Source organism: Mannheimia haemolytica (assembly GCA_900638155.1).
In the GTDB taxonomy this organism is placed as follows: Bacteria; Pseudomonadota; Gammaproteobacteria; order Enterobacterales; family Pasteurellaceae; genus Mannheimia; species Mannheimia glucosida.
This window is the reverse complement of sequence record LR134495.1, coordinates 1,124,042-1,146,545: the sequence shown is the minus strand read 5'-3', so window position 1 is coordinate 1,146,545 and position 22,504 is coordinate 1,124,042. Positions and strand designations below refer to the sequence as shown.

At 40.8% G+C, this 22,504-nt stretch carries 20 protein-coding genes and 1 tRNA gene; 4 read left to right on the top strand and 17 right to left on the bottom strand.

The genetic code is table 11. The annotated features are described in order from the left end of the window. Window positions 1-18 precede the first annotated feature (18 nt). On the bottom strand, window positions 19-804 hold the full coding sequence (allE, locus tag EL242_RS05835; protein ID WP_126301868.1) for a (S)-ureidoglycine aminohydrolase: 786 nt from the start codon (window positions 802-804) through the stop codon (window positions 19-21). 83 nt (window positions 805-887) lie between these two features. Here allE and EL242_RS05830 point away from each other — a divergent pair, with 83 nt between their 5' ends. Further along, complete coding sequence (locus EL242_RS05830) at window positions 888-1,745, top strand: alpha/beta hydrolase fold domain-containing protein (RefSeq protein ID WP_126301867.1); 858 nt, start codon at window positions 888-890, stop codon at window positions 1,743-1,745. A 108-nt stretch (window positions 1,746-1,853) separates the two neighbouring features. Here EL242_RS05830 and EL242_RS05825 read toward each other — a convergent pair whose 3' ends face one another. Together EL242_RS05825 and allB are read right to left on the bottom strand one after the other, a co-directional pair. After that, a complete protein-coding gene (locus tag EL242_RS05825) occupies window positions 1,854-3,182 on the bottom strand; it encodes an NCS1 family transporter (protein WP_126301866.1) in 1,329 nt (442 codons plus the stop codon). A 98-nt stretch (window positions 3,183-3,280) separates the two neighbouring features. After that, window positions 3,281-4,687 carry an allantoinase AllB gene (gene allB / locus EL242_RS05820; protein ID WP_126301865.1) on the bottom strand — a complete coding sequence of 469 codons (1,407 nt, stop codon included), beginning with the start codon at window positions 4,685-4,687 and terminating at the stop codon, window positions 3,281-3,283. A 211-nt stretch (window positions 4,688-4,898) separates the two neighbouring features. Between allB and EL242_RS05815 the strand changes: the two genes are divergently transcribed. Continuing rightward, window positions 4,899-5,675, top strand: coding sequence for a DUF2877 domain-containing protein (locus EL242_RS05815; protein ID WP_232019702.1), 777 nt, complete (start codon window positions 4,899-4,901; stop codon window positions 5,673-5,675). Between the two features lie 159 nt (window positions 5,676-5,834). Here EL242_RS05815 and EL242_RS05810 read toward each other — a convergent pair whose 3' ends face one another. Continuing rightward, on the bottom strand, window positions 5,835-6,239 hold the full coding sequence (locus EL242_RS05810; RefSeq protein WP_020824148.1) for an FKBP-type peptidyl-prolyl cis-trans isomerase: 405 nt from the start codon (window positions 6,237-6,239) through the stop codon (window positions 5,835-5,837). Between the two features lie 169 nt (window positions 6,240-6,408). On the opposite strand from EL242_RS05810, the gene ppc reads away from it, so the two are divergent. Then, complete coding sequence (gene ppc / locus EL242_RS05805) at window positions 6,409-9,048, top strand: phosphoenolpyruvate carboxylase (RefSeq protein WP_126301862.1); 2,640 nt, start codon at window positions 6,409-6,411, stop codon at window positions 9,046-9,048. Window positions 9,049-9,189: 141 nt separating this feature from the next. Here ppc and lptD read toward each other — a convergent pair whose 3' ends face one another. The 10 genes from lptD to EL242_RS05755 all read right to left on the bottom strand — a co-directional run bounded on the left by lptD (window position 9,190) and on the right by EL242_RS05755 (window position 19,582). Continuing rightward, window positions 9,190-11,523: an LPS assembly protein LptD gene (lptD, locus tag EL242_RS05800; RefSeq protein ID WP_126302721.1), complete on the bottom strand. Its 2,334-nt coding sequence runs from the start codon at window positions 11,521-11,523 to the stop codon at window positions 9,190-9,192. Between the two features lie 73 nt (window positions 11,524-11,596). Further along, the gene (gene hemN / locus EL242_RS05795) at window positions 11,597-12,964 is read right to left on the bottom strand and encodes an oxygen-independent coproporphyrinogen III oxidase (RefSeq protein WP_126301861.1); all 1,368 of its coding nucleotides are present in this window, start codon (window positions 12,962-12,964) and stop codon (window positions 11,597-11,599) included. Next, window positions 12,964-13,431, bottom strand: coding sequence for a DUF2489 domain-containing protein (locus EL242_RS05790; protein ID WP_172595370.1), 468 nt, complete (start codon window positions 13,429-13,431; stop codon window positions 12,964-12,966). Before EL242_RS05790 ends, hemN begins: the two co-directional genes overlap by 1 nt. A 13-nt stretch (window positions 13,432-13,444) precedes the next feature. Next, the gene (gene yihI / locus EL242_RS05785) at window positions 13,445-14,032 is read right to left on the bottom strand and encodes a Der GTPase-activating protein YihI (protein ID WP_126301860.1); all 588 of its coding nucleotides are present in this window, start codon (window positions 14,030-14,032) and stop codon (window positions 13,445-13,447) included. Between the two features lie 88 nt (window positions 14,033-14,120). Beyond that, window positions 14,121-14,498, bottom strand: coding sequence for a YacL family protein (locus EL242_RS05780; protein WP_126301859.1), 378 nt, complete (start codon window positions 14,496-14,498; stop codon window positions 14,121-14,123). A gap of 66 nt (window positions 14,499-14,564) precedes the next feature. After that, window positions 14,565-17,447: a bifunctional [glutamate--ammonia ligase]-adenylyl-L-tyrosine phosphorylase/[glutamate--ammonia-ligase] adenylyltransferase gene (gene glnE / locus EL242_RS05775; RefSeq protein ID WP_413463076.1), complete on the bottom strand. Its 2,883-nt coding sequence runs from the start codon at window positions 17,445-17,447 to the stop codon at window positions 14,565-14,567. 82 nt (window positions 17,448-17,529) lie between these two features. Then, entirely contained in the window at window positions 17,530-17,811 is a 282-nt protein-coding gene (locus EL242_RS05770) for a YciI family protein (protein WP_126301857.1), read from the bottom strand. Between the two features lies 1 nt (window position 17,812). Beyond that, window positions 17,813-18,277 (bottom strand): acyl-CoA thioester hydrolase YciA, encoded by a 465-nt coding sequence (gene yciA / locus EL242_RS05765; RefSeq protein ID WP_126301856.1) that lies wholly within the window; start codon window positions 18,275-18,277, stop codon window positions 17,813-17,815. Then, the gene (locus EL242_RS05760; RefSeq protein ID WP_126301855.1) at window positions 18,267-18,824 is read right to left on the bottom strand and encodes a septation protein A; all 558 of its coding nucleotides are present in this window, start codon (window positions 18,822-18,824) and stop codon (window positions 18,267-18,269) included. The genes yciA and EL242_RS05760 overlap by 11 nt, the downstream gene beginning before the upstream one ends. A gap of 8 nt (window positions 18,825-18,832) precedes the next feature. Then, the gene (locus EL242_RS05755; protein ID WP_232019701.1) at window positions 18,833-19,582 is read right to left on the bottom strand and encodes an ABC transporter permease; all 750 of its coding nucleotides are present in this window, start codon (window positions 19,580-19,582) and stop codon (window positions 18,833-18,835) included. A gap of 130 nt (window positions 19,583-19,712) precedes the next feature. Here EL242_RS05755 and yfbV point away from each other — a divergent pair, with 130 nt between their 5' ends. Next, a complete protein-coding gene (yfbV, locus tag EL242_RS05750; RefSeq protein ID WP_126301853.1) occupies window positions 19,713-20,150 on the top strand; it encodes a terminus macrodomain insulation protein YfbV in 438 nt (145 codons plus the stop codon). Between the two features lie 121 nt (window positions 20,151-20,271). On the opposite strand, the gene EL242_RS05745 is transcribed toward yfbV, so the two are convergent. From EL242_RS05745 to moeA, 3 genes are all read right to left on the bottom strand, one after another. After that, window positions 20,272-20,347, bottom strand: a tRNA-Asn gene (locus EL242_RS05745). A gap of 104 nt (window positions 20,348-20,451) precedes the next feature. Beyond that, window positions 20,452-21,201 carry a molybdopterin-synthase adenylyltransferase MoeB gene (moeB, locus tag EL242_RS05740; RefSeq protein ID WP_126301852.1) on the bottom strand — a complete coding sequence of 250 codons (750 nt, stop codon included), beginning with the start codon at window positions 21,199-21,201 and terminating at the stop codon, window positions 20,452-20,454. Window positions 21,202-21,260: 59 nt separating this feature from the next. Next, window positions 21,261-22,490: a molybdopterin molybdotransferase MoeA gene (moeA, locus tag EL242_RS05735; RefSeq protein ID WP_126301851.1), complete on the bottom strand. Its 1,230-nt coding sequence runs from the start codon at window positions 22,488-22,490 to the stop codon at window positions 21,261-21,263. Between the last annotated feature and the right edge of the window lie 14 nt (window positions 22,491-22,504).

The window sequence follows — 22,504 nt, the reverse complement described above, 5'->3', positions numbered from 1 at the left end:
CAATTCCTCAAGGTTAAATTACAGTTCTACATCACGGTTGCACTCTTTTGAGTAAATATAGACGAAATCTTCGTCCCCCACCGCATAACAGGCTTGCGGGCAATAGGAATCCATAAAGACATAGTCATCTTTTTTCACCGGAATCCATTCATCATCTAAACGGTACATTCCTTTGCCTGAAAGGAATAACATTCCGTGTTCTTGGAAATGGGTTTCGATATAACCGTGCGATGCCCCCGGCTTGAATAATAAAATGTGCATATTCATATCAAAACCAAAATCGGTAGCAGATGGCAATAAGTCCTTAATCAGGCAGGTTTTCATTCCTTCATATTCGGTGTACTCGATTTGGTTCACATTACCAACATAGGTTTTGGCTTGATGCCCTTCTAACAGCGTATAACGGCGGCGGTGAATATAAATTTTGGTAGGATTTTCTGATAGGTTGATAAAACTCAACACTTGGTCGGCAGGCGAGAAAATATAGCCTCCGGTTTCGAGGGTTGCTTGGGTGTCGCTATTTTTTACCGATAATTGACCGCTTACACAGTACACAAACACCTCTATCCCGTTTCCGCCTAGCTGAGTACAACCTCCGTTTGGGTGAACTGTGGCAATATAATCGGCAAAAGAGGCACCCAATGCAGGGGAAGATAAAATACTAATATCGCAATGATGATAGTTTGGAATACTGTTTTTTACCAAACCATCGGTTTCCAAAATCACAAAGTTATTCTTGCGAATGACTGAACGTGTTTCAAGCAACCCTTGGCGATAACCTGTTTGACCATTCAAATATCCCATAGCATTCTCCTTTACTTTAAGTGAATTTGATAACGTAACTTTATCTTGTACTATAATGCGGTACAAAACTGTTGAGGATCATTATGCTAAACACTACACAAATCTCCCTAAATTCGATTGAAATTCAACACAGCCTGTTGCCTATTCAAGCAACGCTTTACCAAGATGATGAAATCACCCCGAAAGCAACGCTGATTTACCTACACGGTGGGGGCTTACTTTACGGCTCTAAAGCGGACTTGCCCGACTTTCATCTTGACCAATTTACCCAAGCCGGTTTGCAAATTTTTGCGATAAATTACCCGCTTGCACCTTATGCTCAAATCGAGGAAATTCTGCGTTCTGTACTTTCCTCAATAAAAGCATTACAAAACCAACCGCACTTTTCTGCAATGCCCTATTTTTTATTCGGGCGTTCTGCCGGCGCTTATTTGGCATTGCTCGCTGCAAGCAAGCTCAGCCAACAAACCGATATTCCTCAGCCCAAAGGGGTCATTTCATATTATGGCTATGGTTTTCTCACCGATGGCTGGTTTGATAGCCCAAGCGAATATTATTTAAAATTGCCATTAGTCAGTGAAAGCACCTTTCAATCACTAATAACAACTCCGTTAGTAGAGGCAGAATTAAGCACCCATTTCATTGCCTATATTTATGCCCGCCAAACCGGCAAGTGGAAATCATTAATTTATCAAGGCAGAGATAAATTTTTCTATCTTGATTACAGCTTACGCCTAGCAGAATTTAAATCCCCTGTTTTTGCTGCACACGCCACTGGCGATCCTGATGTCCCTTTTAGCGAGTTTCTGGCACTTTGTGAAAAATGTAACCCGACTCGTTTTATGATTTCTGCCGATCTGCACGATTTTGATCGTGATACTGAATCGAAACATACACAGGAGCTCATTCAGGCAACCATTCAATTTATTCAAAATACCTAGCACGAGCCGTGCTAGGTTAAACAACCCAAGTCCCTCCGGGACTTTTATAGAGCCACAACGTGGCTCAGATTATCTAACCCCATACGGCTCGTATGGGGTTATTACCCATTATTTATCTAAAATCGTTCCCTTTCTGAAACGGGCGCTTGATGCCATATATTTCATACCGAAGTAATAAACTAAGGCAGTTGGAATAGTTGCAGTTAAGAATGAAATATCTGCATTGAATAAGCCAATCACTGCTCCCACAGAAATTGCCAAAATCGCTGCCCAGTTCACACCTTTACGGCTACCGTTTTCATCATAGAGTTCGGCAATGTCAATTTTGCGTTTATGGAGAATATAGTAATCAACCAATAGCACAGAGAAAATCGGGCCGAAGAATACAGTGTAAGTTAAAACGAAAATATCCACTCCTTTTGATGACGCATCGGAGGTAATTAACCAAGGGCAAGTTGCAATCGCTAATAAACCGATAAGCACCACTGAGGTTTTATGTTTAATTTTAAAGGCATCCATTAACGCATAGGCAGGTGGCACAACATTACTTGCTAGGTTGGTGGTCATTTGAGCAAATAAAATAAAGACTAAGGTAATAATCACTAAGAATTTATTATCTGCTGCTTGAGCAAACGCATTGATTGGGTTAGCAATACCGGTTGCAGAGGAGATCATTAAACCAATTACGCCCATAAATACGGTAGTTGGCACCATTGCTAAGAAATACACCACACCACGTTTTGCCGTTGAATACCCCGGTTTTAGTTCACGCACATAGTCGCCTACATTCAGCATAACCAATACATTCACGCCAAAGAAAGCCACAATAGCACTGACAAAAGGTAAGCCCCAAGTGCCTTCTTTATTAATCAAATTCTCTTCAATACGTCCACCGAATTTAGTCATACAGATATAGAACATATAGGTAAGCGAGGCGATAATTACAACCGCACCAATATTTTCTAACCATTTCAAGCCGTGGAAACCGGTGGTAGAAATCCAAATTTGTAAGGCTTGGAATAAGAGGAAATAAAGCACTAGATTGTCATAACCAAATAATAAAATTGAAATTTGGTTAATTGCCGAACCGCCTAACCAGCTTTGTACGCCATACCACACGATGGCAGGCACACCCCGCAACATTGCAGGTAAAATCCCACCTTTAGTCCCAAATGCACTTTTTAATTGAACCGCATAAGGAACACCACTTTTATAGCTCATTTGGTCATTTAAACATAAACAGACAATCAGCAATAACGAGCCAATTAACATTGCCACAAAAGCTTGGGTTAAATTTAACCCTTTCTCTAATTGCCCGGAGCCGAGTGCGAATGTACCGATAGATACACAGCCGCCAAGCCATAAGAAAAGGTAAGACAGTAAATCCATAATCCGTTTATTTTCCGGAATCGGTTGTAAGTTGGTTTTTTCAGACATGTTGTCTCTCCTGTAATCGCATTTTTAATGTATTATTTTTATATAATAAAAAGTGCGGTCATTTCCCAAAAGTTTTGAAAAATCAACCGCACTTCGCATTAGCTTTTCACCGGGCGAATAAATTCGCCATAACCCATAGCATCTTGTTTATACATACCGTTTTCCGCCACTAAACGACCACGAATAAAGGTATGGGTTGCTGCACCTTTGCCTTCTAAACCATCAAAACAAGTAACATGTCCTTTGGTAAACAGTTTCTCTTGTTCTACTTTCCACGGTTTTTCCGGATCTACAATCACAATATCCGCATCAAACCCAAGTTCAAACGCCCCTTTACGCCCATATAAACCAAACAATTTTGCCGGATTGACGCCCATCACTTTCGCAATCAGGCTCGGGCTTAGTTTACGTTGATGAACCACCATATCGAACATCATCGGCAAAAAGAACTGGATACCATTTAAGCCTCCCCAAGCCTCCCAAATATCGTGAGTGTCATTATTTTTTTCTTCATCGGCAGCCGGAGAATGGTCACTTCCCACGCAAGAAAGCGTGCCATCAATCACATAATCCCAAAGTTTTTCCATATCCTCTTTTTTACGCAAAGGAGGAGTACATTTTGCCGGTCCGCCTTTTTCAAAGACGAAATCTTCGGTAAATCCTAAATAGTGGGGGCAAGTCTCGCCTGAAACAGGTAAACCTTCATAAATTGCATCTTTAACCAGTTGAGCAACCATTGGGTGTGTGACGTGGCAAATATGCACCCTGCCACCGGTGGCTCGAGACATATCAATAATATTTTTAGTCGCTACATATTCCACCCAAACATCGTGGGCATCTAAAAACTCACGAATTTTTTCTTGATTTGTTAAACCTGTTTTCGCTTTTGCCTCTTTCACTCGCTCTTTAACTTGCCCAAACTCTTCGCAATGGAATCCGGACAACGCATTAAAAGGTTTTAAGATTTCTAAGGCTTTACGCACATTGCCCAAGTTTACCGTTGGGAATAAATCCCCGTTCGGGCAAGTGAAACCTTTAAAGGCAGCAACGCCACAGGCTTCTAGTTCAACAAGATCGGCAGAATTGCTTTTTATGGAATTTGGACTGTCGTCATAATCGCCGACAATCCCCCCCCAAAGGGCGAAGTCGATAAAGGAATGTTTACTTACGTTGGCGTGTTTTAATTTAAAGACATCTTTATTGATGAGGGAAGGATCATTATTAAGCGGCATATCTATGAGCGTGGTACAACCGGCGGCTACTGCGGCACGGGATCCGGTTTCAAAATCCTCACGATAATCAAAGCCCGGTTCATTTAAATGGGCGTGGCAGTCAATTATCCCCGGATAAACCAAATTGCCTTTTGCATCGACAATTTCTTTCGCATCAACCTCAATATCAGGGGCAAGAAAACCGGCAAATTTCCCGTCTTTTACCGCAATAGTGGCAAGATAAATTCTATCCGGCGTGACTAATTGTCCGTTTTTAACGATTAAATCATACATAATGAACCTTCTTTTTATTGACTTTTAATGGTTTGAAAGGAAAATAAAAAATATGAAATCGTATTTCAACTTTGCAAGTATACTAATCAATAAAGTTACTACAAATCAATAGGTATTTTACAGAATGACAATAAAAGAGCAAATAATAAACATCCCTATTTTAAAAACCACTCTGTACGCTCAAAATGCAATAGAAGCTGCACCTATTGTAATGCTTCACTCTCGTTACAATAAAACTATTAATTTATTGATTAATAATCAGATTTTTACATTACAGCCGAAAGAAAGTGAGCTTTCACCGATCAGTCTAATCACTGATTTCTCAATAACAAAATTTCAACAACTCTCATTCCAACCTAACCAACCTTATCGGCTCAATTTAAATTATTCAAATGATGCAATTTTTTCTTCAAAATTAACCGCTTGCACCTCTTTTTCACTAAACAATGTGGTTTGGTATGCAAATCTTGCACAAAAAATCTTGCAAAAGTCGAATGCTAAAGGGCTGAATTTATTATTACAAAACAGTATTAACGATGTACTACTTCGTGCATTCAAGCAATATTTAGTTCAAGCTGAGGATCTTTATCAACTAGGCGAATTAGAAAAATCAGCGGAATATTTCACAAAACTTATTGGGCTTGGTATTGGTCTCACGCCAAGTGGCGATGATTTTTTATGCGGTTTTATTGCCACATTTCAGTATTTTACTCAAACTCAGACAGCTTTTTACCAAACACTAACCCAAAAACTCCAACAACATTTAGATAATACTAATGCGATCAGTCGCCGTTTTTTAGATTGTGCATTGCAACAACAATTTTCCGCCCCTCTTTTAAGCTTCTTTAATCACACGCAACAACGTCAAGAGGATTTCCGCCTATTAGCACAACGTTTTGAAAATATAGGGCATTCCTCCGGAATGGATACTCTTTTCGGGATATACCATGCTTGTAAATGGCTATTAAAAAAATCCATCATTACCTAAATGCGTTTGACTTTTTGACGTAATAAAGCACATGAATTTAAAGATACGATGAGTAAATTAGCGTGATTTAGGCAGAAAAATACCGCTTGTAGTAATATGCAAGTGGTTGAATTTAGGGAAAAATTTGTAAAATGCTTTTTCTATATAGGTTTTCTGAGTTTAAGGATTAATTCTAAGTAGTTCTATCCGATACAACGCAGCTTTCTTAGCTCTACTACCCTCTTCTTGATAACCTAGGTGAGCCGGAATATTAAACTCATATACAGAGCCTACCGGCATAAGCAATAATCCTTGCTGTAAGCCGGAAAACATTTCTCTGATAGGCAAAATTACTGGCACTTGATTAAACGTCCCTTCAAACACTTCCCCTTTATCATTATAAGAAGTAAAACGCACCTCCACTTCATCATTTAGTGTTGGTTTTTTGCCGCTGCCTGCTTTAAGCTCCTTATATTGCAAGCCTTGCTTAGTAGTTTGATACGCTTGATTTGCCTGTACTTTAGTAGATAATAAACTTACACTAGCGACAATGAATGCCAAACCTAAAGCATAAATCTGCTTCATTCTATTTCCCCCATTTTCTATAAAAGATTTCATATTATCCCTACCATAGACAGCTATTTTTTGCGTTTTATCATTTAATTCAAAAATTAAATTAAATCTATTTGCTATTTTCAGCGATTTTCGGCATATTTAGACCTAATTTAATTTATGTTTACCATAGGAATTTTTTATGAACCAGCAATATTCAACAATTCAGCATAATATCCATATGTTAGGTGAATTTTTGGGAGAAACGATTCGTGATGCGCAAGGAGATTACATTCTAGAACTCATCGAAAGCATTCGTGTGTTATCTCGCAATTCTCGTGCCGGCGATGAAAACGCCCGTGAACAGCTATTAGATAAATTAGCCAATATTTCTAACGATGATGTCTTACCCGTTGCACGTGCATTTAGCCATTTTCTAAATCTAACAAATATTGCTGAACAACATCAAACTGTTTCTCGCCATCATATTGATGAATCACTTGGTAGTCGCTCATTAGACTCTCTGTTCCTTCGTCTAAAATCACAAAATATCCCCGTTGAAAAAGTGATTAAAACCGTGGAAAGCCTAATGATTGATTTAGTGCTAACAGCTCACCCAACGGAAGTAACCCGCCGTTCGCTGGGGCATAAACACGTTGAAATCAATAAATGTTTGAATTTATTAGAACACAATGATTTAACTGAAGCTGAAAGCTATAAAATCAAACGCCGTTTAATGCAACTGATTGCCCTTGCTTGGCATACTAATGAAATCAGAACCCAACGCCCAACTCCTGTTGATGAAGCCAAAGGCGGTATGGCAGTCATTGAAAATAGTTTATGGAAAGCCGTGCCGGAATTTTGTCGTCAGCTTAACTTCTATTTAGAAAAACACTTTGGTGTGCAATATCCGGTAAATTTAGCCCCTGTCCGTTTTTCTTCTTGGATGGGCGGAGACCGTGACGGTAACCCGTTCGTCACGGCAGAAACAACTCGCCGTGTATTAAGAATGAACCGTTGGAAAGCCGCAGAATTGTTCTTACAAGATATTAAAAATCTTGCTGAAGAATTATCGATTACACAGTGTACCCCTGCATTTCGTGCTAAATATGGTGACTATTTAGAGCCATATCGCGTATTACTAAAAGTATTACGCCAGAAATTAATTAATACCGAAATTTACTATGCGGAATTATTGGAAGGCAAAATTTCAACTATTGATGAAAGTGACATTTTAACTTCAGATCAGCAATTGTGGGAACCGCTTTTTGATTGCTATGAGTCATTACAAGCCTGTGGTATGCGAATTATTGCAAATGGTGCATTACTAGATTGCTTACGTCGTATAAACTGTTTTGGTTTAGGGTTATCACGCCTTGATATTCGCCAAGAAAGTACCCGCCACGAAATGGCGATTGCAGAAATTACCCGCTATATCGGCTTAGGCGATTATGCTCATTGGACAGAAGATGATAAACAGGCGTTCTTAGTGCGTGAACTCAGTTCTCGCCGCCCATTGATTCCAACCAACTGGACTCCAAGCCCTGAAACTAAAGAAGTGTTAGACACTTGTAAAATTGTTGCCGAGCAACCTGAAGGCGTCATTTCAGCCTACGTCATTTCAATGGCAAGAGAGGCCTCTGATGTACTTGCGGTTCACCTTTTACTCAAAGAGGCGGGGTGCAAATTTACTATTCCGGTCGCTCCATTATTTGAAACGCTAGGCGATTTAGACCACAGTGAAAAAGTGATGACCGATTTATTTAATATCGGCTGGTATCGTGGCGTCATCAACAATTACCAAATGATTATGATCGGCTACTCTGATTCCGCCAAAGATGCCGGAATGCTTGCTGCCGGCTGGGCGCAATATCGGGCGCAAGAAGCTCTGGTCAATTTATGTGAAAAATATAATATTGAATTAACCTTATTCCACGGTCGTGGTGGTACTATCGGGCGTGGTGGTGCACCGGCTCATGCAGCCTTACTCTCTCAACCGCCTCGTTCACTAAAAAATGGCTTAAGAGTGACCGAACAAGGAGAGATGATCCGCTTTAAATTAGGCTTACCTGCCGTGGCAGTTGAAAGTTTAGAACTCTACGCCAGTGCGATTTTAGAAGCGAATATTTTCCCTCCACCAGAGCCAAAACAGCAGTGGCGAGATGTGCTAGCAAAAGCCTCTGATATTTCTTGCCAAATTTACCGCGATATGGTGCGTGGCGAGCCAGACTTCGTACCGTATTTCCGATCTGCTACACCAGAGCAAGAACTTTCCCGTCTGCCACTTGGCTCACGCCCGGCAAAACGTAATCCAAAGGGTGGTGTGGAAAGTTTACGTGCAATTCCTTGGATTTTCGCTTGGATGCAAAACCGCTTAATGCTACCTGCTTGGTTAGGTGCAGGGCAAGCATTACAACAGTTGATTGATGAAGGTAATGAAACCTTACTAAAAGAAATGTGTAACGAATGGCCGTTTTTCTCAACCCGTATCGGAATGCTGGAAATGGTATTTAGTAAAGCTGATATTTGGCTGGCGGAATATTACGACCAACGCCTAGTCGAGCCAAAACTACACCGTTTAGGCAATATGTTGCGTACGCAACTACAGGCTGATCTTAAAACCGTTCTTGCACTGGCTCACGATGGTCAATTAATGGCGGATTTACCTTGGATCGCCGAATCGATTGCACTTCGCAATATTTATACCGACCCGCTCAATCTACTTCAGGTAGAATTGTTAGATCGGATTCGCAAACAAGGTGAAAATGCCGATCCTGTACTGGAGCAAGCATTGATGATCACCATCACTGGCATTGCTGCAGGTATGCGAAATACAGGTTAAGTTTCGATGGCAAGCGGTTGAATTTAGCGGAAGATTTGCAAAATTCCAACAGAATTTAACCGCTTGTCAGCCAAATATAAAAAAATCGGGGCAAATATTTTTCGCCCCGATTTTTATTTTTACTTATTTGTTTTTACTTTGTTAATTAATGCCATACGGCTCGGTGTAAGGAATAATACCTCGTTTTAGCATACGGGTTACACCATTGCTGTAGTTTGTGCCAAAGCGTAGCTCAAAGTTAATTCCGAACTTATTGTCATAGTAGAAATCATTGATCGTATCAGATGAACCTACCGGCGTTGAAACTAAACGGCGAGCAACATACACATTTGCCGCCCAACAGCAAGTGTTGTAGTTAAGCGAAAGTTGCCCTTCCACCGGTTTTTTCAATGCAAGGTCGTGGTAATAACTGGTCATTACCGACACTTTATCGGTTAATTCCCAACCTAGCACACCGCCCACTTGTTTAATTGATTGCCCGTACTTATTCGTATTCAAGTTTTGATTGATATAATCTTTACTTGCATAGCGGTAATTGAGCTGAATCAATTTGTCTGACTGTGGTTTGTATTGCAATGACATATTCGCTAACGCCGTTTGGTTTAAACGAGTATCATATTGATAGCTACCGTGCCAGTTCCATTTTTTATGGAATTTCCAGTTAGATTCCGCTGCCCAAGAAGAAGTATGTCCTTCTGTACGGTTATCAGCAGAATCATCAATTTTAGACGGGCTTAAATAATAAGTCTGCCCCAAACTGAAATTAAATACCTCTTCACCCGTTGCCTCTTTAAAGAAACGGGTTGTGCCACCTGCAGTCACTAAATTTGCTGACGAAATACGGTCTAAACCACTATAACGTCTGTCATTAAAGAGTGAAAAATAATCATTTTGCAACAATGCAGAGTCATAGCCTAAACTCACGCTTCGATGTGCTTTAGAACCAATATCGCTTTGATCCTTATATGGGCGATAAATATATTGCACCCGAGGCTCAAGCGTTTGAGTATAGCCAGAGAAAAGCTGTTTATCGGATTCCAACACGGTTTTAAAATCGAGCTTAATCTGTGGCAGTACACGACTTACACTTTTCTTAATTTCTTCCGTACTCTCACTACCTTTCGTTTGTTGATAGTGGGTTGCATAGAGCTTGGTTTCTAAATTTAAGCTACCATAGCGGTTCGCTAATGGGAAATTCAGTGTTGGCTCAGCGTGGAAACGCCACGCTTTTGGCATTAATTTACTATCATTTTCAAAACGGGCTGCTTGGGCAAAGAATTTGAAATCTCCGCCTTTAATTAGATCGTTTTTATAATAGTTAAAATCAATTTGTGGCAGAACGCGATAAGGCCCGATATCCAACTCATCGAAGGTTTGGAATTTTTTACCTGAAATTGAGATATTATAATTCGGCTGATAGTAGCCTAATTTAAAATTCTGCGTCGCATAGCCATCAGTACTGCTACCATAATCCGAATCAAAATCAGAGAAATAACGTCTGTCGCTCACTTTGGTGTAATCGACCGAGAAACGCCAATCGGTTAAAAAACTCATTGCGTGACGCCAGTGGAATAAATAGCGTTTACGATCATCATTTCCCGGTTGGTACTCGCTTAAACGATCTTTCGCCATATATTCGGTTGCCACTAAGCCTTGCCCGATTTTCGTTAAATAACGAAATTCCGGACTAATTTGCCAACCACGGCGTGAGTAGTAGGTTGGGGTGATAGTAGCGTCCATATTCGGTGCGATATTCCAATAAAACGGTTGGGAATATGTCCAGCCGTTTTTGCTTGAACGTTCAAAACTTGGAATTAATAACCCGCTACGGCGGCGATCGCCAATCGGGAATTGTAGGTAAGGCGAATAAAACACCGGCATTCCCAGCACTTTAAAACGGGCGTGCCACATTTCAGCGTATTCTTCATCAACATGCTGAATCATTTCATTCGCTTCAATTTGCCACGAATTATCGTCTGGTAAGCACGAAGTAAAACTGGCATTTTTCAGTGTGCGTTTGCTGTTGCCGAACTCACCGGATTCTGCCGTGCCACGCCCTTGTCTGCCGACTAATTGATAATTAGCATTAGCTAAATTCGCATCTTTGGAAAGCAGATTGATGGTCGCATCTGAACCGGTTGCCTGAATCAAATTATCTTGGTAGTTAAAATTACCCTGCAAATACGCCATACGGGCATTTTCGCCATCTTGCTCAACCCGCACCTGCTCCGCCCAAATCGAACGGTTACCTTGCTTGATCGTGACATCACCGGTATAGGTAGCATCACGCGGTTGGTTAATCACCGCACTGTCTGACTCAATGGTAACAGGCATTCTAAGTTGATCACCTTCTACCACTTCGCCCTGAAAATGCGGCACGCCAAGTAAACATTGTTGCTTTAAATCAGCTGCGGCATTGTTGCTATAACAAGCTGCCATCACAGCAAGAGAAAGTAAGCTATAACGCTGTTTCATCATTTTTCCTTTATAAGCCGGGAACAAGCGGTCTGTTTTTGTAAATTTTTTACCAAAATCGACCGCTTGATCATTAAATAATACGGGAAAACTGCTGTCTTCTCGCTAATTGTCTTGAATAGACATCAAAACATAAGCAAATATTACGGATCAATAAACGCCCTCGTGGCGAAACCACAATGCTGTCGTCATTCATCGTTAATAATTCATCTTCCGCCAACGGAGCTAAGAAAGCTAAATCTTCGGCAAAATAGCGTTTAAAATCAATACCATATTGCTTTTCAATGGTGGCAAAATCTAATTTGAAATTACAAATCAAGGCTTTTATCACATCACGGCGAATGCAATCATCTTGGGTTAACGCAATGCCTTTATGCAACGCAATACCGTTGGTTTCAACATCAGCATAGTATTGTTGTAATTCTTTGCGGTTTTGGGCGTAAGTATCGCCGAGTAAGCTGATTGCAGACACCCCCATTCCCAATAAATCGCACTCTTCTTGAGTGGTATAGCCTTGGAAGTTACGGTGTAAAATGCCTTTTTCTTGTGCAATGGCTAACTCATCATCAGGTTTGGCAAAGTGATCCATACCGATAAACTTATAACCGTTTTTGCCTAAAAATTCGATAGAATTTTGCAAAATCGTCAATTTGGTTTCCGGAGCCGGCAACAACTCTTCTTTAATTTTCACTTGTGCAGCAAAACGGCTTGGCAAGTGAGCATAGTTGAATACGCTCATACGATCAGGGTTTAGCTCTACCACACGTTGTAATGTGTACATAAAGCTTTCCACATTCTGTTTTGGCAAGCCGTAAATCAAATCCACATTAGTTGAAACAAAGCCAAGTTCTTTTGCCCGTTTCATCAAGGCAAAAATAAAGTCCTCATCTTGCTCACGATTCACCAAACGTTGCACTTCTTTATCGAAATCCTGAATACCCATACTCAGACGGTTAAAACCGATAGCTCGCAGGTGATCCAACATACTTAGTTCGATTTCACGCGGATCCATTTCAATGCTGATTTCCGCATCATCACTCACATCAAAATTGGCTCGTAGCATTTGCATTAAACGTGCCGATTGATCTTCGTCTAAATAAGTCGGCGTACCGCCACCCCAGTGTATTTGGGTCACTAAACGATTTTGAAACAGGGGTGCGCGAGTTTTAATTTCACGCTCTAAATAATCCAAATAAATTTCGACTTTATGGCGATGACGGGTAATCACTTTATTACAGCCACAGAAATAGCAAAGTTTATGGCAAAACGGAATATGCACATAAAGCGAAAGCGGACGCTCAGGGTAACGAGCGGCAGCACGAATAAAATCTTCATTGGTGTAATTTTCGTTAAACTCCAACGCCGTTGGGTAAGAGGTATAACGAGGCCCCGAATGGTTATATTTTTGAATAAGGGCTAAATCCCAAATAATTTCTGACATTAGATTGCCTTTCTCATTTCTTCAATATCTTTTAATAATTGGTAACACTCATTTTTGATGTCTGATTCAAGCTCCGCTTCTTTGGCTTCACGCTCTAAATCCAACTTCATTCTTTCGTTACGTTTTAAATTTTTGCGTTCATCTAAAATCGGCATATTTTCTACCACGCCATACAACGCCCACATCGCCGTATAGTCGCTTAATTTTCTGCCGAGAACATCTAATAGCGGTTTTAAACGTAAAACGCCTTCTGACAAATCACATTGTTCGGAAATCATTGCCCGAGCAATGACTTCAATGCTGTCTAAAATCCGAATATAACGATCTTTTTGTGCTTGCTTTGCCTGTTCAATCAGTGCTTGTTCGTGCTTTTTTTGAGCTCGCACTTTCAACATTAAGTGCAGTGCATAACCGCCCAGCGAAATTAAAATCAAAGCGGCAAGCACCATCAGGAATATTCTTAGCATCATAATCGGCTACCTAGCGGAATTTATTAATATCCATCGTTTCAAATTGACGTAATAACGCATCGCCATTATCGCCCTCTTCGTCTTCATATTCGATGCCAAGCTCAGTCATTAATTCATCAATGCGATCTAAACACTCATTCATAAATTTCTGATCTTCTGCGGATAAGGTTTTGCCCGCCTCCAAATCATCTAACAACTGATTTAAACATTCGTTATTTTCTAACTGCTCCAGCTCTTGTTCCGGTGAAAGCGTTGGTTTGATTGGCTCAACCGGCACAGGCTTAATAACACGCCCTTTTTCCGGCTGGTTCACAAATTCCACCATTAACGGCACTTTTTTACGGCTACCGATACGCGGATCTTTCACCTCTTTCACCACTGCTTTTTTCTGCTCTGCCGGATCAGCATTGCGTGAACCTGTCGGCAAACCTTTATGTTTACGCTTACGTTTTTCCTCACGGGCTTGAGCATCTAACTCATAACGGGTCAGTTTACGATTTTTCCCCCCACCCAATTTAGGCATGGGCTGTTTAGGTTTATCGGTTTTTCTTGCCGGCATAATGTCGGTAATACGACGTGTTTTTTTAGTACGACTCATAAATTTAATATCTTAAAATTGCTATAAACGGCTATTCTACAAGGAATTAGATTCCCTTAATAGCTTTGGTTTCAATTAATCATTTCAATCAATGATAAGTTTGCACAAAATGTTGGTAGGCTTTCAAAAATTTCTCAAAGTCATCTAAGCCACAAAATGCGATGCTCTCTTCATTGTAAAACTGGAAGCCTTCTTCCATTTCCTCTTCGCTAAAAGCGGCATCTAAATTGTTTGCTTTTGCCATCACTTCATCATAATCAAAATAGAGACTGTACTCCCGCCCTTCAAACACACATTCATAATGATTCGGAAACGCGGCTCGACACTTCTCTATTTCAGCAAAAATAGGGGCTAACTGGCTAGGATTCTCCGTTATTTCGGCATTCAACCAACGAGCAAACGCCTCGTGATCCATCGAACATTTTGCCACCACCCCGTGAATACTATGGGTAAATTGATATTCCATACACCTTCTCCTCTATTACGGCTATTATAGCCTAACAAGCGGTCTTTTTTTGGAAAATTTTACGATTTAGTTTAATAACCTCTGCCACATTTTCCGTACAAGTGCTCGCTCGGTGGTAAATTCGTTTGAGTCCACCACACTGTCTTTGCGTAATAAGTTTAGGTGGTGGATTTTGTTACGCAGTGCGGTGTAGCAATGTTGTAGCTGTTCGCTTTGTTCGGAACTTAAAATACCGCATTCTACCGCACTGTCGAAAATGCGGACATTATCCGACCAGACTGCCATTTTCGGGTGTTGGTGGCTGTGGGCTAATACCAAATATTGGGCGATAAATTCAATATCGGTGATGCCACCTTGATCTTGTTTAATATGAAATTGCTCGGCTGAATGCGAACTTAAGTGTTGGTACATTTTCTGTCGCATTTCGCAAATTTCTTGGCGTAATTGACCGCTTGCACGAGGCTGAGCAAGGGTGCTTTGGCGGATTTGTTCAAAGGCTTGTTTGAGGTTTTCAGCCCCAAACACACATCTTGCTCTCACTAGCGCTTGGCTTTCCCACGTCCACGCCTCATTTTTTTGGTAATAGTCGTAGGCGTTAAAGGTGCTAACCAAAAGCCCTGCCTCACCGGAAGGTCGAAGTCGCATATCAACTTCATACAACACACCGGCACTGGTGTTTAGGTTAAAAATCGAGTTAATTTTTTGGGCAAGTTTGAGGTAAAATTGGTGGCTGGTAATCGTTTTTTTGCCCCCAACGGTTTCCCCATCATCTGGAGCATTGTGCAAAAATACCAGATCTAAATCCGAATTATAACCGAGTTCGATCCCACCTAATTTGCCATAACCAATCACCGCAAAGCCTTGTTCACCGGCTTCCAAATGTGCTGGCGTGCCGAAACGCTGGGTGAGCGATTTCCAAGCCATATTTACGACCGCATTAATAATCGCCTCTGCTAAATAAGTGAGGTGATCACTGATTTTCATCACCGGTAGCACGCCTAAAATATCAGCGGCAGCAATGCGTAAAATATGGGTTTGCTTGAATTGGCGTAATCCATCAATTAAGGCTTCTTCATCTTCTTCCGGAATGCGGATTAAATAATCTTGCAATGCAGATTGATATTGCTCAAAAGGTAGCACATCGGTTAAACCTCTATTGCCAATCAGTTCATCAAGTAACATTGGGTAACGGGCAATTTGCTCCGCAATCATTACCGACTTGCTGCACAATGCCAAAAGCTGAGGCAGAATCTGCTCTTTTTCGAGCATTAATTCCAAATAGGTAGTTCGGGTAGTGATTTTATCGACAATATTCAACACACGAGGCAATAACAATAAATGATCTTCACCTTTAAAAATGCTGTCGGCAATTCTAGGCATTAAATTGCGTAGCACCTCTCGCCCTCTTACCCCAATCGGGCGTTTTATCCAATCTTGAAAGGTGGTGGAAAAGTGACGGAAAATTTCCGCATAATCATTTTCTGCAACCTTTGGATAACCTTTTAGCACTGCGGATAAATCTTCAAGGCTAATGTTATAGTGCAGAATGTCTTTCCATTCAGCTAATTTTTCATTAACCGGATTGCTGTCGGCTTGTGTTTCCTCTTCACCGATAATTTCATTAAAAATCTGCCGTACCGCTTGTTGATATTGGCTCAATACTGCCATAAATTGTTGCCAATCGTTAAAGGAATGCTCCACCCAATGCGTGTTTTCGCTATATAAATCCTGCTGATAGTAACTTTGGCAAACAAATATAAGACGGGCTTGAGAAGCTTCATCAGTGGGTAGAGTTTGAGTTTGTTTATCGTCAATCGCTTGCAATACATTTTCAATTTGACGGTAAAAAATATAGGCATTGTGGAGCGTTTGCACCTGCGTTCGGGTTAATAAATTTAATTCTGCCAAGCGTGGTAGCACTTTTAACAGGCTACGTTCTTGTAAAATTTTATCTCGCCCGCCACGGATCATTTGGAAAGTTTGGGCGATAAACTCCACCTCCCGAATTCCACCTGCTCCAAGTTTGATATTGTCCGTTAAATTTCGGCGAACCACTTCACGGCTGATTTTTTCTTTCATTTCACGCAACGATTGGATTGCACTGAAATCCAAATAACGGCGGTAAACAAAAGGGCGGAGCATTTGCTTTAAATAGCGATGATTTAAATTTTGGTTATCCTCGCCTAAAATTTTTGCTTTAATCATCGCATAACGTTCCCAATCACGCCCTTGCTCTTGGTAATAATCTTCCATTGCAGTAAAGCTCAGCACCAAGGCTCCGCTATCACCAAAGGGGCGAAGTCGCATATCAGTACGATACACGAAACCATCAGCGGTGATCTCATCTAATACTTTAATTAACCGCTGCCCCATTCGGGTAAAAAATTTGCTGTTTTCAATCGGTTTGCGTCCACCTTCGGTTTCACCAATATCGGGGTAGGTAAAAATCAGGTCAATATCGGAAGAAAAATTAAGCTCTCGTCCGCCCAATTTGCCCATACCTAAAATCAGCAGTTCTTGTGTTTCGCCAAGAGTGTTCTTTGGCGTGCCATATTCGGCACAGCAACACTGAAACAACCAATCTCGAGCGGCTAGAATCAGGCTCTCGGCTAAATCTGACAAACGCTGAAACACAAATTCTACCGTCGCTAATTTATTTGACTGAATAAAGCTCAGACGAGCCAATTCACGGTGGCGAAATTGCCGCAAAACCTGCCCCAACATTTCTTCATTTTCCACACTTGCTAACACTTTCGCTAAACGCTCGGCATAATTATTGCAATCATCAGGTGTAGGAAACTTGGCAAGCCATTCTGCCAGTAGTTCCGGCTGTTTTTGTAAAGTTTGGCTCACGAAAGGAGAAAGCGAAATCGCCGTCACAAGCGGTTGAATTTGCTCAGAATTTTGCAAATCGGGCGGTAAATTGAGTTGGGATAGGTTGGTAAGCATAGGCATTCAATGTAGGGGCAAATCATTATTTGCCCGCAAAAATGGTATAAAATAGAGGGCGAAAAATGTTTCGCCCCTACAATTAAAACACACGTTTAAACGGTTTAATAATCACATCGCCATACACACCTGCTTCGACATAAGGGTCTTGGCTCGCCCATTGTTGGGCTTCTTCAAGTGAATTGAACTCGGCAATGACGGTTGAACCGGTCACACTTGAGCCATCTTCGGTCGGGTTAGGTCCTGCGATTAATAATCGCCCTTCCGCTTGTAATGTTTCCAAACGGGCCAAATGGGCCGGACGAACTTCTAAACGTTTCTCCAACATATTTGGATTATCTTGGGCAAAGATCACATAATACATACTATTCTCCTTGTTTTTCAGGGGTTAAATCAATTAGCGATAATGCTTCCTCTAATTCGGGGTTATTTTCTCTAGGCACGGCACGAGGTTTGCCTTCTTTATCAATCGCCACATAGGTAAATAATGCTTCGGTTACCAGATAACGTTCCCGATTTCCCTCATAAACTTGTTTAATAAACACTTCGACTTTCACTTGCATTGAAGAGCGTCCTAGGTGCATTAGTTTGCCGTAACAGCAGACAACATCACCGACTGAAATCGGGCGGTGGAAAATCATTTTATCCACCGTTACCGTCACCACTCTGCCCTTTGCCAGCTCTTTGGCTAAAATTGCACCACCTAAATCCATCTGCGACATAATCCAACCGCCGAAAATATCACCATTAGCATTAGTGTCTGACGGCATTGCCAAAGTTCTTAAAATCAGTTTCCCTTCCGGGGCTTTTCCATAAGGTTTATCTTTCATTTTGTTGTTCCTGCTTTTCAGCCTCTTTTAAATGGGGGTAAAGAACGAAACCGGTAATAACCGTTGCGACTAAGGTTAAGCCAATAATGCCGAAAGATTTGAAATCAACCCAAATCTCTTCCGATAAATATTGACTGATATAAATATTCAGCAGCATACAAATCAGAAAGAATGCTGCCCAACCGAGGTTTATTTTATTCCACACCGCTTCAGGCAACTGAATTTCTTTGCCTAATAATTTTTTGATTAATGGTGTTTTGAACACAAATTGGCTCACTAATAGCACCAATGCAAACAGAGCGTAAACAATAGTTACTTTCCATTGTAAATATTTGACTTCATTAAAATAGGCACTCAGTAAGCCGAAAAAGACCACCGAACCGCCCATAATAATTTGCTGTTTTTCAATTTTGCCGTAGAGCATTTTTAAGGCGATCATTTGCACGATTGTAGCGATAACCAATGCGATAGACGCCATCTGAATACCGCTCATTTTATACACGACAAAAAACAGAATCAGCGGAATAAATTCAAGTAACTGTTTCATTGATACTCCTAACGCACTGCCGGCATTTGGCGGTAAACTTGGTAAAAGCGGAAGCTGAAAATCGCCATAAAGACGTTAATTGCCGCACTTAAAACAATGGTAATGAATATGCCAATAAAGTCATTACCAAACACCGTGAACAAACGAGATAACATCCCCGGTAATAAATAAGAAATCACACAAAATAAAATCAGCGGTAGCATTTTTCCACGTGATAATTGAAGCGTGAATTTAATACTTTCCGATAAACCTTTCTGTGGTTTTTCTAACAAATAAGCATAAATCACTAACGATAATTTGATAAAAAAATAAAAACCGACTACCAACACCGGCAATGCAATAATCACTGTTTCAGGCGATGCCATTGCAAAAGATGCACCGAGAGAAAGCGGTAACACCATCACAAATTGTAACAACAGCACAGGTAGGAAGTGCTTTAATGCGTTTCCTGAATTTTGGAAAAATTGACGATAATTGCCATCGTTAATTGATTGAATATTGAAAATCATCAATACAGTAATGAATAAGTTTACTACACCTAAAAAAATGGTTGGCAGTAACACAGATACCATTTTGGCAACATCAATTTGAATTGGTTGAGATTGCGGTTCAGACATTAGCTCAGATGAATTTGACGATAATAAAATAAAAGCTAACTGTACCGCCACTATAGTGATAACTGCAAACAATGAAAATGCGTGTTGATTACGCATAAAGTTCCAGCTTTGTTGCAGTAAATCCGGAAATTTAATTGACATAAAATACCCTTCAATAGATTGTAAATATTTTGTTGTGAAGTATAGCAAGGCTTGAGCCAAACTGCATTAACCTATTGTAGATTTTAATCAGTTAGCTAAAATAAAAGAAAAATTTGAAAGAGACAATTCTATGTTAAGTCTATGTGATGCGGGGCAACGTTACCTCAACACCCTGCCGAATCAGAAAAAATTAGCCAATTTTATGCCGGATTACCACATCATTCGCTTGGTAAAATTTTCCTCTAAAGTAATGCCCGCTTTTGCTTGCTTTGCGTTAGTTTGGCAATATTGCTTTACAGACCCAACACAATCTATTTTAGCAAATGCTGTGCTGACTGCGGTTTTTGCCATTTCTATTCCATTTCAAGGGCTGTATTGGTTGGGAAAACGGGCAAAATCGCCACTGTCACTTTCCTTACTGGAATGGTATGAATCCCTCAAACAAAAGCTCATTAGCGCACAAGTGAAAGTGGAAGAAGAACAAGCGGTACCTTCTTTTCAAGATTTTGCAAATTTACTCAAATTAGCGGAAGAAACTTGGGGAAATGATTATTTTAATGAACTTTAATCACTTAAAATAAAAAAGCCCCACTCAAAGAGTGGGGTAAAATACTTTTGTTCTAATTCTGGAGGTATGAATTACTGTTTTATAAAAGGAGACAAATAAAACAAGAACAAAAGAAAAAATCTGGCTCCTCCTGCGGGACTCGAACCTGCGACATATGGATTAACAGTCCACCGTTCTACCGACTGAACTAAGGAGGAATTAACGAGGGGAAATGATAAGCTAAAACGATTTAGCCGTCAAATAAAATAATGAACTATCGTTCATTATTTACATTTCTTGACGTTTTAAGATTTAGAAATACTTAAGATGAGGTACATACCGAGCAATTTTTCTGTTTAGAAAGTCTCATTTCTCTCACTACAAAATGCAGGCCGTCAATCATCAATAATTTCCCGGAGAGTGTTGTACCAATATTAAGCAACACTTTAATCGCTTCCAAGGCTTGAATGCTGCCCACAACGCCGACAATCGGAGCAATCACGCCCGCTTCAACACAACTTAATGTGCCATCGCCAAACAATCTGCTTAAACATTCATAGCAAGGTTCCTGTTCTTGATAGCAAAATACGCTCACCTGCCCTTCAAATCGAATTGCCGAGCCAGATACAAGCGGTCGTTTTTGCTTAAAACATTGCAAATTCAGCTGATTACGAACGGCGACATTATCGGTGCAATCCAGCACTAAATCTGTATTGGCAATCAGTTCGGCTAACTGCTCATCGGAACATTGCTGATTGATAGCTTCAATCTGAATATTCGGATTAATCGCTGCTAATCGTGCTTTGGCAGATTCCACCTTTGGCTGCCCGATAGTGGCATCGGTATGTAAAATTTGGCGTTGCAGGTTAGAAAGCGAAACCAGATCAAAATCCACCAAAGTCAAATGCCCAACGCCGGCAGAGGCTAAATATTGCGATGCCGCACAGCCCAAACCGCCTAAGCCGACAATCAACACTCGGGCGGCTTTTAACTTTTCCTGCCCGTCAAAATCGACGCTTTTTAGAATAATTTGGCGATTGTAGCGTAGCATTTCGTGATCGGTAAGTTCCATTTTTACACCTAAATAGTAAACGATGGCGCAAGCGTCCACGCTTGTGCTATCTGAATTCATTAATACAGCAGCGAATTAAACGGCTGAATGGTAACCTTTTCCCCTGCCTCAACATTGCCTCGTTCTGCTTCTAATACAATAAAACAGTTACTTTCATTGAAAGCACTGAAAACATGTGAGCCTTGCGTGCCAACTGCACGAACTTCTAACTCACCTTTTTCATTGGCATAGTAATAGCCCCGTTGGAAATCTTGGCGACCGACCGCTTTTTTCAATTTTTCGGCACTGCAAGCGGTTAGATTTTGGGTTAATTTTGCAATTTTATCTGCCGATAAACCCGAAAGTTTGGCCAACGCCGGTTGCACTAATTGGTAGAAAGTCACTAATGCAGAAACCGGATTGCCCGGGAGTCCGAAAAACCAAGCCTGTTCTAATTTACCGAATGCAAAAGGTTTGCCCGGTTTCATTGCAATTTTCCAAAAACCAATTTCGCCTAATTTTTCCAGTACATCTTTGGTAAAATCTGCCTCGCCCACAGATACACCGCCACTGGTGATTAACACATCGGCTTGCTGTTGGGCTTGTCTGAAAGTTTGTTCAAACAGTATTGGGTCATCAGGTAAAATCCCAAAATCTACAATCTCACAATTTAATTTTTCTAACATCAAACGTACCGCAAAACGGTTCGTGTCGTAAATTTTGCCGTCTGCCAAAGGTTCGCCTATACTGGTTAATTCATCGCCGGTGGAAAGAATCGCTACCTTTAATTTAGCAAAAACAGGAACAGAAGCAATTCCTAGAGAAGCCAACAATGGCAAACTTGCGACATTCAGTAATGAGCCTTTTTCCAGCACCAAAGCCCCTTGTTGTACATCTTCTCCAATACGGCGGATATTGCTACCTAATTTTGGTAAACTGTTAAAAGTCACTGTTCCGTCTTCATTGAGTGTCGTTTCTTCTTGCATTACAACGGCATCAACGCCTTGTGGTACTAATGCTCCCGTCATAATCCGCACACATTCGCCTGCCTTTATTTCGCCGTTAAACGGGTTACCGGCAAAGGCTTTACCAGCCACTGTCAAGGTTAAATTTTGTGCTAAATCTGAAATACGAACAGCATAACCGTCCATCGCCGAATTATCAAAATTCGGTACATTAATCGGGGAAAAAATATCCTCTGCCAACACTCGGTTAGCACACTCATTTAATGGAAGTTGTTCCACTACTTTAGGTGTCGGTAAACGAGTAAGCATATTATCTAACGCATCACTCAAAGCTAAAAGTGCCATAAATTATCCTACCT

Bases quoted from the DNA above. Each gene is read 5' to 3' on its own strand.
- allE (WP_126301868.1), bottom strand. From the start codon at position 804: ATGGGATATTTGAATGGTCAAACAGGTTATCGCCAAGGGTTGCTTGAA.
- EL242_RS05830 (WP_126301867.1), top strand. From the start codon at position 888: ATGCTAAACACTACACAAATCTCCCTAAATTCGATTGAAATTCAACAC.
- EL242_RS05825 (WP_126301866.1), bottom strand. From the start codon at position 3,182: ATGTCTGAAAAAACCAACTTACAACCGATTCCGGAAAATAAACGGATT.
- allB (WP_126301865.1), bottom strand. From the start codon at position 4,687: ATGTATGATTTAATCGTTAAAAACGGACAATTAGTCACGCCGGATAGA.
- EL242_RS05815 (WP_232019702.1), top strand. From the start codon at position 4,899: ATGCTTCACTCTCGTTACAATAAAACTATTAATTTATTGATTAATAAT.
- EL242_RS05810 (WP_020824148.1), bottom strand. From the start codon at position 6,239: ATGAAGCAGATTTATGCTTTAGGTTTGGCATTCATTGTCGCTAGTGTA.
- ppc (WP_126301862.1), top strand. From the start codon at position 6,409: ATGAACCAGCAATATTCAACAATTCAGCATAATATCCATATGTTAGGT.
- lptD (WP_126302721.1), bottom strand. From the start codon at position 11,523: ATGAAACAGCGTTATAGCTTACTTTCTCTTGCTGTGATGGCAGCTTGT.
- hemN (WP_126301861.1), bottom strand. From the start codon at position 12,964: ATGTCAGAAATTATTTGGGATTTAGCCCTTATTCAAAAATATAACCAT.
- EL242_RS05790 (WP_172595370.1), bottom strand. From the start codon at position 13,431: ATGCTAAGAATATTCCTGATGGTGCTTGCCGCTTTGATTTTAATTTCG.
- yihI (WP_126301860.1), bottom strand. From the start codon at position 14,032: ATGAGTCGTACTAAAAAAACACGTCGTATTACCGACATTATGCCGGCA.
- EL242_RS05780 (WP_126301859.1), bottom strand. From the start codon at position 14,498: ATGGAATATCAATTTACCCATAGTATTCACGGGGTGGTGGCAAAATGT.
- glnE (WP_413463076.1), bottom strand. From the start codon at position 17,447: ATGCTTACCAACCTATCCCAACTCAATTTACCGCCCGATTTGCAAAAT.
- EL242_RS05770 (WP_126301857.1), bottom strand. From the start codon at position 17,811: ATGTATTATGTGATCTTTGCCCAAGATAATCCAAATATGTTGGAGAAA.
- yciA (WP_126301856.1), bottom strand. From the start codon at position 18,277: ATGAAAGATAAACCTTATGGAAAAGCCCCGGAAGGGAAACTGATTTTA.
- EL242_RS05760 (WP_126301855.1), bottom strand. From the start codon at position 18,824: ATGAAACAGTTACTTGAATTTATTCCGCTGATTCTGTTTTTTGTCGTG.
- EL242_RS05755 (WP_232019701.1), bottom strand. From the start codon at position 19,582: ATGTCAATTAAATTTCCGGATTTACTGCAACAAAGCTGGAACTTTATG.
- yfbV (WP_126301853.1), top strand. From the start codon at position 19,713: ATGTTAAGTCTATGTGATGCGGGGCAACGTTACCTCAACACCCTGCCG.
- moeB (WP_126301852.1), bottom strand. From the start codon at position 21,201: ATGGAACTTACCGATCACGAAATGCTACGCTACAATCGCCAAATTATT.
- moeA (WP_126301851.1), bottom strand. From the start codon at position 22,490: ATGGCACTTTTAGCTTTGAGTGATGCGTTAGATAATATGCTTACTCGT.